This is a genomic window from Elizabethkingia bruuniana (assembly GCF_002024805.1).
Taxonomy (GTDB): Bacteria; Bacteroidota; Bacteroidia; order Flavobacteriales; family Weeksellaceae; genus Elizabethkingia; species Elizabethkingia bruuniana.
Genome location: NZ_CP014337.1, coordinates 241,039 through 258,181, shown reverse-complemented (window position 1 = coordinate 258,181; position 17,143 = coordinate 241,039). Strand labels below are relative to the sequence as shown.

14 protein-coding genes and 1 tRNA gene are annotated in these 17,143 nt (G+C 35.6%); 5 read left to right on the top strand and 10 right to left on the bottom strand.

Annotation, left to right across the window (positions count from 1 at the left end; translation table 11 throughout):
- Positions 1–260: 260 nt before the first annotated feature.
- The 6 genes from AYC65_RS01170 to AYC65_RS01145 all read right to left on the bottom strand — a co-directional run bounded on the left by AYC65_RS01170 (position 261) and on the right by AYC65_RS01145 (position 9,224).
- On the bottom strand, positions 261–1,724 hold the full coding sequence (locus tag AYC65_RS01170; protein ID WP_034866285.1) for a hypothetical protein: 1,464 nt from the start codon (positions 1,722–1,724) through the stop codon (positions 261–263).
- Positions 1,725–1,788: 64 nt separating this feature from the next.
- Complete coding sequence (locus AYC65_RS01165) at positions 1,789–1,986, bottom strand: hypothetical protein (RefSeq protein ID WP_034866287.1); 198 nt, start codon at positions 1,984–1,986, stop codon at positions 1,789–1,791.
- Positions 1,987–3,007: 1,021 nt separating this feature from the next.
- On the bottom strand, positions 3,008–3,352 hold the full coding sequence (locus AYC65_RS01160) for a hypothetical protein (protein ID WP_034866289.1): 345 nt from the start codon (positions 3,350–3,352) through the stop codon (positions 3,008–3,010).
- Positions 3,353–3,407: 55 nt separating this feature from the next.
- Positions 3,408–3,791, bottom strand: a complete 384-nt coding sequence (locus AYC65_RS01155) for a hypothetical protein (protein WP_034866291.1) — start codon at positions 3,789–3,791, stop codon at positions 3,408–3,410.
- A 69-nt stretch (positions 3,792–3,860) separates the two neighbouring features.
- Positions 3,861–4,328, bottom strand: a complete 468-nt coding sequence (locus tag AYC65_RS01150) for an Lrp/AsnC family transcriptional regulator (RefSeq protein ID WP_009089420.1) — start codon at positions 4,326–4,328, stop codon at positions 3,861–3,863.
- A gap of 147 nt (positions 4,329–4,475) precedes the next feature.
- Positions 4,476–9,224 (bottom strand): translocation/assembly module TamB domain-containing protein, encoded by a 4,749-nt coding sequence (locus AYC65_RS01145; RefSeq protein ID WP_034866292.1) that lies wholly within the window; start codon positions 9,222–9,224, stop codon positions 4,476–4,478.
- 2 nt (positions 9,225–9,226) lie between these two features.
- Here AYC65_RS01145 and tsaD point away from each other — a divergent pair, with 2 nt between their 5' ends.
- From tsaD to AYC65_RS01130, 3 genes are read left to right on the top strand one after another with little or no spacing between them, the layout of a single operon-like run.
- Positions 9,227–10,243, top strand: a complete 1,017-nt coding sequence (gene tsaD / locus AYC65_RS01140) for a tRNA (adenosine(37)-N6)-threonylcarbamoyltransferase complex transferase subunit TsaD (RefSeq protein ID WP_034866293.1) — start codon at positions 9,227–9,229, stop codon at positions 10,241–10,243.
- A 38-nt stretch (positions 10,244–10,281) separates the two neighbouring features.
- Positions 10,282–10,641, top strand: a complete 360-nt coding sequence (locus AYC65_RS01135) for a four helix bundle protein (protein WP_034866294.1) — start codon at positions 10,282–10,284, stop codon at positions 10,639–10,641.
- Between the two features lie 29 nt (positions 10,642–10,670).
- Positions 10,671–11,366 (top strand): RsmE family RNA methyltransferase, encoded by a 696-nt coding sequence (locus tag AYC65_RS01130; protein WP_034866295.1) that lies wholly within the window; start codon positions 10,671–10,673, stop codon positions 11,364–11,366.
- 76 nt (positions 11,367–11,442) lie between these two features.
- Here the strand turns inward: AYC65_RS01130 and AYC65_RS01125 are convergent, their stop codons facing one another.
- Positions 11,443–12,126 (bottom strand): TrmH family RNA methyltransferase, encoded by a 684-nt coding sequence (locus tag AYC65_RS01125; protein WP_034866296.1) that lies wholly within the window; start codon positions 12,124–12,126, stop codon positions 11,443–11,445.
- A gap of 9 nt (positions 12,127–12,135) precedes the next feature.
- Complete coding sequence (locus AYC65_RS01120; protein ID WP_234300212.1) at positions 12,136–13,299, bottom strand: hypothetical protein; 1,164 nt, start codon at positions 13,297–13,299, stop codon at positions 12,136–12,138.
- 91 nt (positions 13,300–13,390) lie between these two features.
- Between AYC65_RS01120 and AYC65_RS01115 the strand changes: the two genes are divergently transcribed.
- Both AYC65_RS01115 and AYC65_RS01110 read left to right on the top strand, forming a co-directional pair.
- The gene (locus AYC65_RS01115; RefSeq protein WP_034866297.1) at positions 13,391–14,416 is read left to right on the top strand and encodes an asparaginase; all 1,026 of its coding nucleotides are present in this window, start codon (positions 13,391–13,393) and stop codon (positions 14,414–14,416) included.
- A 43-nt stretch (positions 14,417–14,459) separates the two neighbouring features.
- Positions 14,460–14,547, top strand: a tRNA-Ser gene (locus tag AYC65_RS01110).
- 518 nt (positions 14,548–15,065) lie between these two features.
- Here the strand turns inward: AYC65_RS01110 and AYC65_RS01105 are convergent.
- Together AYC65_RS01105 and AYC65_RS20890 are read right to left on the bottom strand one after the other, a co-directional pair.
- On the bottom strand, positions 15,066–16,661 hold the full coding sequence (locus AYC65_RS01105) for a hypothetical protein (RefSeq protein WP_034866298.1): 1,596 nt from the start codon (positions 16,659–16,661) through the stop codon (positions 15,066–15,068).
- A gap of 52 nt (positions 16,662–16,713) precedes the next feature.
- Complete coding sequence (locus AYC65_RS20890) at positions 16,714–16,890, bottom strand: hypothetical protein (RefSeq protein ID WP_165689198.1); 177 nt, start codon at positions 16,888–16,890, stop codon at positions 16,714–16,716.
- Between the last annotated feature and the right edge of the window lie 253 nt (positions 16,891–17,143).

Genomic DNA, 17,143 nt, shown 5'->3' with positions numbered 1-17,143 from the left:
ACCATTAAGAGATTTAGATGATTTATTAAGCTTACTCTTATCCGTAACGTGAGATCTTTGTGTCTTTTATGGTTAAACCTTCATATTTCTTAAGGTATGAATTGCTTTACAATAGTTTACAAACAAAGACGATTTCCTGTATCATAGAATTTCGACAAAACTTAAAAAAACAGGTGGACAGAGAATGAACTGCCCACCCGAAAACACAATGGTTTTTACAAACAAATAAGGATTTTATAAATTTTTAAATTTCTAATAAATTAAGGGGCACATCCAACTTCTCGTTTCCCTATTGCACTACCATTCATTGCGGTAGTTCCCACTCCCATTACTTGAGAAACATAAGCCTTATTATTTCCTGATTGATTCCACGGGACAGTGTTAAAGCTATTTCCGTTGTGCAATACCAAAGGATATAAGCGTCCATAACTGGCTTTACTCCCATACATTGTTACTCTTCCGTTCTTATCAACAACGACCCTTACCACAGGAGCGGAAGCATTTCCAGCTATAAACCAGATCCTTTCTATACCATCACTCTGATACTTAGACCCGTCTGCAAAAGAAACATTCTGCCTGCTGTCAGCTGGAAACCTAATTTCATCTTTGGCGATCTTTATGCCGTTTATAGTAATATTAAAGGAGTCGTCTAATCTGTAAATATCGAAGATCACACCTAAATTTGTTGGTTCTAACCTTACCTCCTGATCGCGTCCACCATATATATCAAAACCCTTGGTATATGCATTCGCTTTGCAAGGTCTAAATCTAAGGTTCAGGTTGTATCTTTCTCCGGGCGTGATCTTTAAATTCCTTACCATAAAGTTCTCTTTAGGTATTCCATCAACAATGAGTGTCCCGAAATTGAGTTCCGCAGTATTTGTAGTATTAGAAATAAGAGTAGTAGTACTGGTTGCAACTTCGGTGTTCAGTGGCTGAAAATCATTGACCGGAGTTCTGGATCCGGGTAAATTGTAAGTAAGACTACCGTTGGTCAAATTCATGTTTGCAGAGGCACTTACCGGTCCTATAGTCGCTTCATCCACCAATGAGATATTCCCTACCTGTCTTGCATCCAGCTTAGTAGTGATCTGGCTGTATTTATGCTTCAGCACAACCTCCAGATAATTGGTATCGTTTCCGGAAACCGTCATGTTCTTTTTGAAGTACATAAGATCACCACTGACATTGGTTAACTTATCTGTCGCCAGAGTTCTGGGTGTATTGCTTACAACTGGTACGGTAGAAGTACTATTTACCGAGTAGGCAACAAAGGTATAATTCTGATCACCGTTGAGCTGAAAGCCGGGATCACTTTGTCCGTAAGTAAAAGTTTTTTCATCCACAAAATCACCATTACTGTCATATACGGCTACTTTGTATTGGACATTTCTACCAAGCTCTGTTATGGAAGTGGCTGCCATAGGATTTACAGAAGCCTGTGCCTTCACCACAGAACGTTCCGGCGAGAGGGTGGCTGTAACAAAATCGGTTTCATCAAAAGGAATGACAAACTTTTGTATTCCATTATCTGATGTTGCTCCTTTTTCTGCAGATGCTTTCTTTTCCAAAGTGTCGGATTCTGATTCTGTACCTACCACATTGATAATGACGTTAGCCGATCCACCATTGTTATTATTTGCTATACTATCATCCGTACCCCGGCATGAGACTATCCATAAGCAGAAAATCAGAAGTAAGGTGCTGTATTTTTTTAGCTGCATTTTGTTTGTTGTTTTTGTTTATAATGATTTTTTTTATGAAACAATGAAACTTATAATTGCCTGTTTATAACCATTCAACAGGGCGATCATCATCTAGCCCGGTTTCCCATTCTTCCTTTACTTTTCCACCTAAATCCGGTGAAACAGTTTGTGCTGATCCGGCGGCTATTCCACATTCCATTTCTATCTCTATCACATGTAATAAAGGCGGAATGTAGTTGGCTTTATAAACCGGAGTTGTACTTTCTTCTTCCTCTTTCATAATTCATTGTATTTAACATAGGTCTTCCGAAGCCTTGTTAGCAAGGCTTTAAACCTTATAAAAAGTTCAAAAATGTGAAATGGTATACCAGAAAAAACCTGAACTTAACATCTGAAAATATCGAATGATCTTTCAGACAATATAGATTTAATAGTCTTTAATATTTCGACTACAAGATCATTTGTGTTTGTTAGAAACAAAGGTAAGAAGCTTATTTATGCTAAAAAATGACAGAAATCTGTCATTTTTCAGCATCCATATTTGTTAAATAAGTTTTTGTATTTAAACATATATCCGATTTGATATTATTTAACGTGGAAGACAATAGATATTATACCATTTTTAGAAGGTTCTATCTTTCGATAAAAATGATGCACCAAAGAAAGATCACAAACCTTTCCTTTTTGCCATAAAAAAAGGGTAATGTGATTAAAAATAGTTGGCGTTTTTTAGAAAAATAATTTGTGATATTTCGACATTGGTTGAAAGAGGAAGTGAGCAATGCTGAAATGCAACTTATCAACAATCAATTATTGAAGCTGCTTTATGGCTAAGAAAACTTTTCAGTTTTTTAATTTTTATAGAACAGATATCATTGTAAAAAAAGTCTTTCCCTTGCTTTTGGTAAGAAACCACTATTTACTTTCCTATTTTCTACAGGACATTGTATCCAAACTTCGACAATACATCAACAACATTTTTTTGAATTTTCGGCCATAAAAAAAGTTTATTGAAACAAATTTCAATAAACTTTATGTATCATCAGTAATAACAAGCATTACAAAGATTTTTGCCACCTATTTGACTATTAAACTCCAAAAAGCTGTTGGGATTCTATAATAAATAGTGGGGCTTGTGTCGTATACTTTATGAATTATCAATGCACAACACTACCATATTGCCTGCGTAAAAAGAAGATTCTGATCCTGATACTTTCTTTTCAGTGATCTTAGGCAATACGGATCCGGATAAAATACTGTAAGCAGCTGATAAGATAATTGCAACAAAAGATTACAGCCTCTTAATTAATCGCTTTCTTAAAATAATAGTAATATTCGTATCCACCGTCAAAATTCCGGGTAAACGAGGTTGTCAGTTCCCAGCCATTTTCACCCATAATATCCAGAGCTTGTGAAGGATTGGTTGTTTTGGAAATGTCTGTTCTTATATTATCACTAACATATTTACCATTTACCCATGTTTTATCTTTATAATAATGCTGAAAAACAACCTCTGCATAAGCATATTTTTGTCCGGCAACTATTTTAATGTTTTTATTAAAAGACGGATCTGGTTTAAGTGCATCATTTTTTGCAAAAAAAAGCAAACTGCTAAAAACCGTAACAAATACAAAAAACTTTCTCATAGCAAATATTCTGGGGGTTAAAATGATTGAAAATGTTAATAAGTTATTTGAAAAACTATTTAAAAGACCTCCACTTCGGAATAAATACCAACAGACCTACTCCAATAAAAAAGAACATCATGAATACATCTGTATACAGGAATGTCATCAGATAATTCAGGTGAATGATAAAGTGGATCATAATAAGCACAGGAAACAAATAGACTGCAATTTTTCTGAAGTAATAAATCCCTACTAATGACAAAATAGCCAGCGCATCCAGACTAAACAGCAACGTAATATACCATTGTGGTATCTGCATTTGTTCTTTCATCCCTACTGTCATGTAGTCTACATTGAGATTATTAATCAATAATAACAATAAAACTCCCAATATTAAATAAAAAGGGGTTCCGCGTTTTGGCTCATGCTCGTTTTCGAAATAGTCCTGTTCTTCCATATAAAATAATAATAAAAAAGCTTTTGAAAATTCAAAAGCTTTTGTACTGTAAATTTATTAAATAAAGTTTTAAATAATTGCCTGAATAAGACGATTTTTATCACTTAAGTATTCTTCCATAGAAATCATACTTTCTGTACGCATAACATCTGCAATATCATCGATTTGATAAATAATGCGCTTAGCGTCATCTGTGTTTTTAGCTCTTATTTTAATAAAAATGTTATATTTTCCGGAAATAACACTCGCCTCTACTACATTAGGGATTTTTGCTAATTCCTTTAACACCTCCTGCGTTCTGTTAGACTTTGTAAGCAGGATACCGATAAACGCAGTAAAGTGGTAATCCAATTTCCCATAGTCTATATTCAGAGAAGATCCCAGGATAATTCCTGCATCTTCCATCTTCTTAACTCTTACGTGAATAGTCCCCGCAGAAACATCCATTAATTTTGCAATTTCTGTAAAAGGCATTCTCGTATTTGCAACTAAATAGCCAAGAATCTTGTTGTCTATTTCGTCCAATTGATAGTTCATAATTTTTATTTTAATTTAAAAAAAAATATTATTCTTTATTTATAATGCAAATTTAAGAAAATATACTTTAAACAAAAAACTTTAACGATTTTTAATATAAATGCACTATAAAAAATCAATTACGATAAAAACAACAAAATAGATGCGTTACTTTCTTATAGAATCCTGAACGGCTTTGGTGTCAGTTTTATTCTTCTTCTTCTCTTTATTTTTCTTTTTTCCAAATAGTTCACTGAACTTATTAAAACTTCTGGTATAAGCTACACCGGCTCCATAACTCTGATTATCACTGGCATTAGATCCTACTACAAGTCCAATATTGGCTGGTTTGGAATAAGCATGAAGAACGAGACTTCCGTCATTTCCCTTGGAAACATCGTATTCTATAGAGCCTTCACCTGAAAGATAATTGTTCTGTACATCGGCAGTACGGGTGATCGGAATACCAATACCTGTTTTAATTTTCACACGCGGAGAAAGGGTAAGATTAACGCTTGTATTGGCACGGTCTCCTGTATTGGATGCCTGATCTCCTTTAATATAATCCATATCGATCTGGAAATCGTTACTAATGGCATTAAATACTGATGCCAGATTCTTGAACAGCATACTGTAGCCTGTAGATACCGCTGCATTCCCTATCGTAACTCCATCTAACGAGGAGGTTACATTGAAGCTGTTCATAATAAGTACCGAACCGATCTGTTTAATCTTCTCGTCTTCTGTATTCAGTTTAGAAGCCAAAGCTTCACGAATCTGACTGGAAGCATCCGGTAATATAATATCCATTGCAATAGCACCTTGTCGGTTCAGCTCCTGCATTTTGTTTTTAATCTTAATCTGCAATTCAACATTCGTAGGCTGAAGCTTTCCTACAGTAAGGTATTCTCCAAGATTGGTAACAACTCTGTAGTAATTTGCCACAATATTGAGATCCGGGTTCATTACATTTCCGTCCCACGAGATACTACTTCCCTTCTGGATCTGGAATGTTCTTTCCAAGATCGCTTTGGAAACAAAGGTACCGTTATCCACAGCATAAACTCCGTTCATCGACATCATTCCGGTACGGTTCATATTAAACCTAAGGTTATTGGCCATACCTCTGACGCTGATATTTCCAACATTATCCCCTACCAATACATTTACAGTGGAATTTTTATCCACATCCAGGATTAGACCAATATTCATATTGGCTCCTGAATTTACTTTTTGTTCTATCGAAACCTCTCCTGTCTTTTCGTCTACTTTAAGGAACCTCAGCATTTTAAATTCTTCAACTGAAGAAGCAGTACTGGTATTCAGTGTAAATTCGCTACCGCCAAGAACGGCAGCCTTGGCATCTATATTTAATTTTGAAGATAAACCTGAGATGTTGATAATCCCTTTTGCAGTAACTCTTCCCCAGAAAGTGTCAAAATCTTTTTGAGAAGTATTCAACAATAATAAATCGTCTGCTTGTATAATAAGGTTGATTCCTAATGATGAAAGGTTTTCAAAATTAATGGCTCCTGCTATAGTCCCGGAAGAATTAGATCTTCCATCATTTACTTTAAGTCCGTCCAGTACAACCAGGCCTTTGGAAACCGGAATTACCGCATCTGCAAAATTGTAATCTACACCTGTAAAGACAAATTTGAATCCAAGTCCGGTCATTGAAATATCTCCGGAATAATCAACATTACTCAGCGGACCCGATATTTTCACTTCACCGTTAGCTTTACCCCTCAGGTTAGAAAAAAGACTCTTTACAAATTCTCCGGCAAATGCGATATTAAAATCTTTTAACGATGTTGTAAGGTCTAATGTTGGGGAAGGCGTGTTGTTATTAATTGTTCCGTGAAGCGCCAGATTATTATCCCCCAATACTCCGGAATCCGATGCAATATGTGCATCTATATCATAAACATTTACAGCACTGCTGTTTTTAGCATTTAATACAAGATTACCTACATCCTGCCCACTCATTTTAATAGCCTCAACTTTAATATCAACAATAGGCTGAAGATCATTTTTATTCATTTTGATCTTTGCGGACCCATTGGCAATACCACGGATATCCATACTATTTTCTCCCGGCAGGAAAGCCAGAACTTTAGCTAACTGCAGGTTATCTAGTTTTATTTCGGTATCAAAATCTTTTCCGCCTTTAAACATTCCGTTAATCAGAATACTGCTTTCTTCTGAAAATAACCTAAGGTTGCTCACCAGAAAATCTCCTTGCTTCTTTCGGTAAACAATAGAATGGTTGAGCTCTGCGGACGTGTCCACACTCCAGGTATCTTTATTCAGTTTTACGGATGTTGGCTCAAAGCGTACAGCAATATCTCCGTTGGGATCGGTTACCTGATTCAGGTTGACTACATATTCTTTAAGTTTTCCGGATGCATCCTGTGATTCGTTTCCGACTTTAAATTTAGAAGCAATATGGAGAATTTTATCATCTTCATTAGTTCCTTTCAGCACAATATCCCTTACAATATTCTTGTTGTATTTTATTTTCTGGATATTTGCCAGAATCTGCTCCTGAGGGAGTGCGGTATTAATTTTCAGATGAATACTGTCTACAACAGCACTATCTGTAACAACAGCTTTTTCTTCTATTTTATACTGAGGATTAAGTCTTGCCAATGCTCTGTCGGCTTCCTTAATTTCTTCTTTCTTGGTCATTACATATTTCAGACTTGGTACATCCGCATCCAAATTCAGATCATTGGTATCACCTATATAAGCTCCTTTAACATGAGCTCCGGAAGGTATATATACGTCTGGTAAGAAATAGCTGATAAGCTTTTGCTGCACATCGAACTCCAGATCAAAATTCTGTCCTTTGTATATTTTTTTCGGCAGATAACCTACCAATACATTCCCAAGACCACTTTGTGCCATACCGGCCAAATCTCCGAGATTAAAACGTCCTACAATTTTACCTTTTGCAGCGCCTGGTGCATCTACATCAATAATTCTGTTTCCGTTATCGAAAAAGGCTTTGACATTGGCATTTGGTATTTCAAATTTCTGATCGGAGGAAGTAAATTTCAGATTTTCCAGACTGGCATCCAGATTAAGGTCATTAATATCCGTCATCGAAATTTTACCGTCGAAAATGCCACTTACGCTGGCATTAGCATTGGCATTATTACCAAAATAATTAAGGTTAAGGTATTCTATTTCGCTTTTTACATCCGCCTGTATTCTTTTGGTGCTAAAGTCGATTAGCCCTTTTACATTACCTTTAATCTGGTCATCGTTAATAATGATAAGCCCATCATATTTCCGCTGAGCAAGATTACCATCTAAAGAAAGATTGTGTACATCTTTCCCCATAATCTGAATACGCTGTATATCGGATTTTGTTTGTAACGAAAGTGTATTAACATCAAATCCCTGTCCGTTTACATTTATATTTCCTGTAATAAGTCCTACATCTTTATTTTTCGTAAATGCCGTTACATTAAGATCTTTTACAGAAATATCACCCACATACTTTGGATCTTTTGAACTATAATCCGAGAGAGTTACACTTTTGATTTCAGCCTGTCCTATTCCTGTGACCAGATTACCACTGGCAATTACCCGATGCGGATCTACGTCTGCTTTACCATTGAATTTTATATTCTGGAAAACATCTGCAAAATTGCCCATTTTACCAGAAATAAACTTCGGCAGCATAGCGCGAAGATCCGGATATGTAAAATCGGCAGACATCTGATCTGTGGTAATATGATACTTCCCTTTAAGGAGATCTTTCACCTGCATTTTGGAAGTCTGAACCTTTACATCTTTGCTGCGAACTAAAAAATCCTTCAGCGTAAATTTGTTCAGAGGACCATCCATTTTACCAGAAATGTTAATCGGTATATAGTTATCCCATCTGTCTACAAAATAGCTTATATCATAACCACTTACCTGACTGCCTAACTTCAGCTTCATATTCCAGAAAACTTTGTTGGTAAAATCTGCAAAGTGGGTTTTCTTATCCAGATTCAGAACAAGATCTCCCATTAGTAATGAATGATCAGTATTTAAAGTAAGATCTTTAAATGTTAGTTTTTCTTTGGTCAAAGAGAAATCCGTAGAGAAAGTTTCCACAAGGTGCTTCTTCCCCCAACGAACTGTCTGAAAGGTCATGTTATTGATCCGTGCACTTACATCAGGACCTTTAACTTTTAATAAAGGAGCTGTAAGATTAAAATGATCTGCTGTTAGCCATTTTGCTTCTTCTCCGGTATGATTCTGATTGACAATAGAAATTTTACTATCCAGAATCTGTACTCTGGAACGCAGCTGGAACATCGGCTTATTAGGATTTCTGGGCTTTCCGTCGTCGAATTTGCTGATAAAGCGGTTAAAGTTGTCTATAGAATCGCCTTTATAAGTAATGACTTTTACATCAGCATTTTTTAAGATCATAGACTTAAAAGCCAGAGTGTTGGTAGAACCAATATCCAGTAAAGAAAACCAATCGGAACTCGCCCGGTATTCTTTTGCTTTTATAAAAGGAAAACCTCTATGATCTTTTATTTCCAATCCTTCGATGGTAACATCTCCGAAGATATTAAGGTTTACACTTTTTTTAGAAATTTCGATTCCGAAATCTTTATTGAGGGAGCCTAAAGCTTTGGTAGCTGCCCAGTCTTTCGTGACCGGTAAACTTACAACAATAAAAAACAGGCCGACAATACCCAATCCTATATAAAAAAGGTACAATAATAGTTTGGCCCACCAGCTGTAATGTGATGCATCTTCTATTGCCTGTTTTGCAACGTCCTCGGCAAAATGTTCTGCATCATCTACCGCTTTAGAAACCGTATCTATGGTTTTATCTACAGCTTTTCCGATCTGCTTTTCAATCGGTTTTTCGTTATTGTCCTTATTATTCTCTAAATTTGCCATCTATGAGCAAGTCTGTTATTTTAGGTATTGAGTCTTCTTGTGATGACACTTCTGCTGCCATCATACAGGGGAATAGCATTTTGTCCAACATCGCAGCCAACCAGAAAATTCATCTGGAATATGGTGGCGTTGTCCCAGAACTGGCATCCCGCGCGCATCAGCAAAATATTATCCCTGTTGTTCACCAAGCACTCAACCAAGCAAATATACAACAAAATGAAATTTGTGCCATAGGTTTTACCCGGGGACCTGGTCTTTTGGGGTCACTTCTTGTGGGAACCTCCTTTGCTAAATCGTTGGCGATGTCTCTGGATGTCCCGTTGATAGAAGTAAATCATCTTCAGGCACATATCCTTGCACATTTCATTGAAGATGCTAATCCTAATCCACCAAAATTTCCATTCATTTGCCTTACTGTAAGCGGTGGACATACACTGATTGTACTGGTAAAAGATTATTTCGATATGGAAATTCTTGGCAGAACAATAGATGATGCTGCCGGAGAGGCTTTTGACAAAATAGGTAAGATTATGGATCTGGATTATCCTGCCGGACCTATTATAGACAAGCTATCCAAAGAAGGAGATGAAAATGCATTTCAGTTTAACAAGCCCAGATTAGAGGGATATGATTATTCTTTCAGCGGAATAAAAACATCAGTGTTGTATTTCCTTCAGAAGGAAATAAAAAAGAATCCGGATTTCGTTAAAGAAAACCTGAATGACCTTTGTGCTTCTGTTCAGAAAAACATCATCGATATCCTTCTGAAAAAACTGGAAAAAGCAGCTGATGATTACGGTGTAAAAGAAATTGCTATTGCAGGCGGTGTATCTGCTAACTCAAAACTGAGAAGTGCTTTAAAAGAGCTTTCCGAGAAAAAAGGATGGAATTATTACATTCCGAAATTTGAATATACTACCGACAACGCTGCAATGATTGCAATGGTTGCCAAACTGAAATACGAGAAAGGAGAATTCACTGATCTTAGAGCTACAGCTACGGCTAAATATGACCTTTAATGTTTTTTTGTATTTCTGAATTTTTGTTATTTTGAAAAATGCATACGTATTACTTTGAAAAACTTTTGGTCTGGCAAAATTCGAAAGATTTTGTTCTAAAAGTATATTCTGTTACCAATACATTTCCTGAAAATGAAAAGTTTGGAATTATTTCTCAAATTCGAAGAGCAAGCACGAGTATACCTGCAAACATAGCAGAGGGTTTTTCCAGAAATTCAGATAAAGAAAAAGCTAAATTCATCAATATCGCTTATGGTTCGGCTATTGAAGTTTTGAATTTCCTTATCATCAGTAAAGATCTTTTATTTCTCTCCGAGAAAGATTATATCGAACTTAGAAAGCAAATAGAACACATTACAAATCAGTTACAGGCTCTCAATAAGACTATTTCAAAATAACAAAAAACGAAAAAACAGATAAGCCCAGCATGAAACTTTTTTACGGAAATATTACTGAAAACACTGTTCAGATCAATGAAGACGACCAACAACATATTGCAAAGGTTTTGCGTATGCGGGAAGGTGAAGAGATTTCGGTTACCAATGGAGAAGGTGCTTTAGCACATGGTAAACTTTACTTTGAAGGAAAAAAAGCGATGATTGAAGTTACTGACGTACAATTAGAAACATCTGATTTTCCGCATCATCTGCATATAGCCATTGCTCCGACTAAAAATATTGACCGTACAGAATTTTTTATTGAGAAAGCTACAGAAATGGGTGTAACAGAGATAAGCTTTTTACTTACTGAAAAAACGGAACGTAAAAATCTGAATATTGATAAAATCAGAAAACAAGTTATCGCAGCTTCGAAACAAAGTTTACGTTTCTATTTCCCACAAGTGAATGACCTGATTAAAATATCAGATTTCCTACAAAAGGTAAATACTGAAAAAACCTATGTTGCACACTGTCATTCGGAATTAGAGCGACAGGATATTACCCGTCTGCAAATACAAAAAGATATCTGCTTTCTTATAGGCCCTGAAGGAGACTTCAGCCTGAAAGAAATCCAGGTGCTTAAAGAAAAACAAATCAAGGCTGTAAGTCTGGGACCTCAGCGTCTTCGCACAGAAACCGCCGGTGTATTTGTAGCAGCCTGGGGATATGAAAAAATGTTTTAGCCTTATATTTATAACATATAGAAAATGGTCAGAAATGCATTCTGACCATTTTTTTATATTCTAGCTTTATTTAATCTTAGAAAGCAGCTTCTATATTGTGTTTTTTCAGATAATGATTCAACACTTCATCGCCGGATCGGGCACTATTAACAGCCCAACGAATCTTCATTGCCAGTTTTTTTTCATCAGATAGTTTGTAATCAATATCTGACTTCAGAAGTTTTTGTTTTAACTCATACATACAAATAGCCGCGGCTACAGAAACATTAAAACTCTGGGTAAAACCATACATCGGAATAATCAGGGTTTCGTCTGCAAAATCCAATACTTCCTGAGAAACTCCTTCCATCTCGGTACCAAATATTAATGCTACTGGTTCTTTCAGCTCATATTCCGGTAAAGAAACTGCATTTTTTTCCGGAGAAACAGCCAATATTTTATAACCCTTGTCTCTAATCTGCTGCAGTGAAGACATTGTTTTAGGCATTTTTTCTACCTGCATCCATGTATCCGCTCCACGGGCAACTCTGGTATTGGGATTAAATACATTTTCTTCTTCCAACGCTGCAATCTTATGAAATCCACAGGCTTCTACCGAACGAATAATTGCTGCTGCATTGCGAAACTGATATATATTCTCCAGCACAGGCAATACAAAATCGGAGCTTTCTTCTGCATATTTTTCAATTTTAGAAAGTCTTTCTTCGGTAAGAAATCCCTTCATATATTCATAAACATCTTGATATCGCGGATCATTCATGCCCCAAAATTACTTATTTTCATCGATAAAGCGGCGCTCTTCTTCTGAAAGTAAAACAGGTGCTGATTTTACTTCTCCACTTTGTATATTCTTCCAAAGTTTTTTTCCAAAATCTATTTTATTAGTCAGCCCCTTATTGTCTGATTTATAAAACTGACTGAATGTAATTTCACGATTAAAAGTTCCTGTATGTTTTTGATCATCATAAAGCATATAATATTCACCTGAAGTATGAGCAAAAGATGGTAAATATTTATCATTGAGCTTATAAAAATCGAAGATTACTTCTCCGTTGGTTGTCATATAGCGATACTCCTCATCAGCTTCATTAATCGTTTTAAAAGGTTTTACATCACCCTGATCATAATTCATCTCAAGATGTGTAATCACTTTATCTGCTTTATGGTAAACAAAAAAACCAGTGTTGGTAACTTTATATTTTGGTGAAAACAATTTGAATGAGATTGTAATTAAATCACCATCCTCATCAATAGTTTTCCCTTCTATTTTAGCATCTTTCAGACGCACGAATTTATCCAGTTTATATAAGGTATAATCGAAAAACATATCACCAATAAAATCCTTTGAGCCGTCCAGACTGGAACCATTAAATGCGGTATTATTCTCTATAGATTTATAATATTTGATTTTGTGCAAATCCGCCTGTATAAAAGAATCAAAATCCTTCCGGCGTACATATATCGGATGATACATATTATCCAATGTCCACAAATCCATATCAGCTACCAGCAACATGCTTATTTCCTCGTTTCTGGTATTTTTTTGTTTATATATAACATTATAAAGAGATGGTTTGGTATAATAAAGCTTTCCATACTTTTTATACACCGATTTAATAAGACTGACTAAGTTATTATAATTTCGGATCTGCACTTCTTTTATATTCTTTACACGTGGTTTTAGTTTAACCAGTGTGGCGAAACTTTTCAATATAACTTTATCATAATTCCCTGCATATACTTCTATATTCACAGCGTTTTCAGGCAACGGAACTTTTCCGTCATCATTTGTATAGAAAACTTCATTGTTTATCAATATCCTGGCGTGTATTATTGGCTTCCCATCTATAGCATCCTGAACAAGCATTGTTTTGGAGCTTTGAGAATAAAATAAACCAAAGGATAACATAAAAAGAAAATAATAAATTTTCATAGGCGCATTTACAATGTTTTATAGAATAAAATAAATCATTTTTCAGATTCAAAACTCTTATTTAACGATAATTTAATGTAATTTTGAACACATGAAGCGCAAAGTACTCATTATTTACACCGGAGGTACCATTGGTATGGAGAAAGACTACGAAAGCGGAAGCCTTAAAGCTTTCGATTTCTCAACAATTGCTAACCGTATTCCGGAGATTAATCTCCTGGACTGCGATGTTACATTAAGTCAGTTTTCTACTCCATTGGATTCTTCTGATGTAGGTCCTGAACACTGGACTGCCATAGCCAAAATTATCAAGGAAAATTACGAAGATTATTCGGGATTTTTGATACTTCATGGCACTGATACAATGGCTTATACAGCTTCCGCCCTTAGCTTCATGCTAAAAGGATTACGCAAGCCCGTTATTCTTACAGGTTCCCAGCTTCCCATTGGTGATCTGAGAACAGATGCTAAAGAAAATCTGCTGACCAGCTTATATTATGCCAGCTTCTATGATGGTGATGAGGCTGTGATTCAGGAAGTCGCTCTATACTTTGAATACAAACTATTACGAGGCAACCGCTGTATAAAAGCCAGTGCCGAGAATTTTGACGCTTTCAAAACACCTAACTACCCTATTTTAGGGCAATCTGGCGTAAATCTGGAAGCCGACCGTAATATCTTATACAGAGCTCCTAAGGATGAAACCTTCGATATTGATCTGCATATTTCCAAAAAGGTATTCCTGATATGGATATTCCCGGGAATGAATCTAAATGAACTGGAAAGTTTTATTAAAGCCTCCGAAATAAAAGTATTGATCCTTCGCGTATTTGGATCCGGAACATTTTTTTCAGATAAAAATATCGAAAATATTCTACTTAATATAAGAGCAAACGAAACGGAAATCGTGATTATTTCTCAATGTATTTCCGGTGAAATTTCTGTTGGAAAATATGACAACAGCAACATTTTCAAACGCATTGGTGCTATCAGCGGCGGAGACCTTACTGCTGAAAGCGCACTTACCAAAGCCATGCATCTTATCGAAAACCCACACTATAAGGAAAGCTTCAGTACATTGTTCCAAAAAAATTTAAGAGGAGAAATGTCAAATTAATTTGTAAAAACCAAACATAAGTTATATTTTTGCAACCGCAATTAGAGAGGTGGCCGAGTGGTCGAAGGCGCACGCCTGGAAAGTGTGTATACTCCAAAAGGGTATCGAGGGTTCGAATCCCTTCCTCTCTGCAAAACATAAAAACCTGCTAGTAATAGCAGGTTTTTGTTTTTATATCAATCTCTTTCCCACATTGAATTTTCTAATTTACCTACTATATAACAGTACAAAAATGGTTTTATATCAAAATAACTTATACTTTATATAACCACCACTTATTAAGGTAACATCTAGGCATCGATCCAATTTGTGCTGATGATAGTAAATTATGTATAATAGCAATATTTCTGTAATTAATATAGAATGATGAAAACCGTTTCTTACAATATTTTACTATTAGATACTCTACCTATATAACCCCCGGCTCTATATTTAGAGCAAAAATCTATTATGGATTATAGTCAAAATTACTATAATGAAAAAAATTATGTTGACTCTATCGTAAGAAAGCAAAAAAAAACAAGTATCCTTTTGGACACCTGTTCTTTCAACTGTTAACTAACAAAAATAGGATGATGATAAATAAATACCGGATATTAACAGTTTTCTTCTTCTTTATGGAAAGTAATAAGTGATTGCATTTATATTATTAAGGGCAAGCTAGTATTTTCTTGCCTACTCCTAAACCTCTCATTACAGTAGCCCCTGTTACCAACATTGTTGCCACTACAGTATTGGAACCTGTAGTTTTCCACGTAACAGTATTGAAAAAGGTTCCACCATACAATTCAAGAGGCTCCAGATTGGATGTCAAACTTCTTCTCCCCATCATAGATACCGAACCATCAGGTCCGATTGTAATTCTGATAATTGGGGTTGTATTTGTTGAATTTCCCAATGCATAAATTTGGGGCACTCCGTTTTCTCCCCATCGCGATCCATCTGATTTAAATCTGATATTTCTTGGATAACCTACTACTTGGTCTTGAAACTGAATTTCCTGAGTAGCAAGATCAACACCATTAATTGTCATGTTAAAAGAGTTATCCAGCTCATAAACATCAAATACAAAACCAGCATCTGCAGCTGGTGCATTGAATGGTCTTGTCAGTCTTGTTTCTGACCCTAATCCTGAGTCAGACATACTAAAAGGCCATGTTGGCGTTGCATCCGTTGTACATGCAAACTTCAGCTTAAGATTATATTTCACTCCTGGTGTAACAACTAAGTTACTAACAGAAAAATTCCCTTTGGTCTTAGATCCTACGGTAATGGTTCCGCTTGCATTATTTGGGAAGGTCAATGTTGACATATTCGCAGCTGTTCCTCCTGGATTAGCCAACAATGTAGGATTACTTGTCCAGATTGCACTCGCTGGTGTTGGAGCAGTAAAACTAACTGCTTTCGTAGTTGTTGCAGCTCCAAAAGTAACGGTTCCGTCGGACAACTTTATACTATTAACAGCTCCTCCACGATGCTTGTCAAAAGTTATCCCACTACCTATAGAGGAAATTGGAGTTCCCGGTGCTACTGCTGAAGCATCTATAGTTGTTGTAATCTGGCTGAACTTGTGTGTCAGCACAACATTCAATACATTATCTCCTTTGGACACCCTTACATTATTGGTACGGAAATACATCAAATCATTATCTCCTGAAATACTTGGCAGAGTTGCAGTTGAAATGCTTCCTGTAACATCTCCCGGAGCCGTAGAATTATTATACGACAGCACCACAAAATCATATTTGTTAGTTGCTTCAGTATCTCCATCCAGCATCATATCACCAGTATCTGCTGTAGAAACTCCATTAGCATCTATAGTATAAACATTAGTAGCTACTTTGACACCTGTACTTGTCCTGTATGCAATAACACGATATTTTACATTAGGGCCTTTCAATGGATTCCTAATAACATCTGCTATAGGATTAACGGATGCTTGCGGAGCAATTACTGATGAAGTAATAGGTGTAAGCGTAGCAATAACAGGTTGCTCACCTGCCATAAATGTACTTACCTGCTCTTTTACAACAGAAGATACACCTGTATTTTTAACAGATGCCTGTGTAGAGATAGTTTCCGTTTCATATTCACTTCCGAGCAAGTTCATCTTTATAAGAGCAGAACCATTCGTAATTAAATTTTCACCGGAATTATCTACAGCATTATCAGAGCTTCTGCACGATGTTATCAAAAGTGAGCCTGACAAAATAAAAGCCGCAATTGTTATTTTTAAGTTTTTCATTGTTTGTGAGGTAATAGATTTATTTCATATTTGTTTGTTTATTTCAATCTGACTACCATTCTATTGTACGGTTATCATCCGGATCCGTTGTCCATTCTTCCTGTACTTGATTGTCTGAATTTGACGGTAGTACTTTAGCTGAACCAGCAGCGATTCCATTCTCCATCTCTATTAGAAACATGTCAATTTTTGGAGGTATATATTCCTCTTTTTTTAAATTATTCATCATTTAAATACTTATTTAATTATTGTTTGTTTATTTATTTATTAGTAAGTGGAGATAGCTGCTGTAAAACGGGAAAAATTTATTTACTTTTCACTGTTACGCAATGCAACAATAGAAGGAATTGATTATTACATGCAAGCATTATATTTAATAAATAAATAATAATTGAAGGTTATTTTAAATAAAAAAAACAATAATATTTAAATATTATTGTTTTTTGTTTTACAATTAAATACAATTGAAAATCAAACACTTA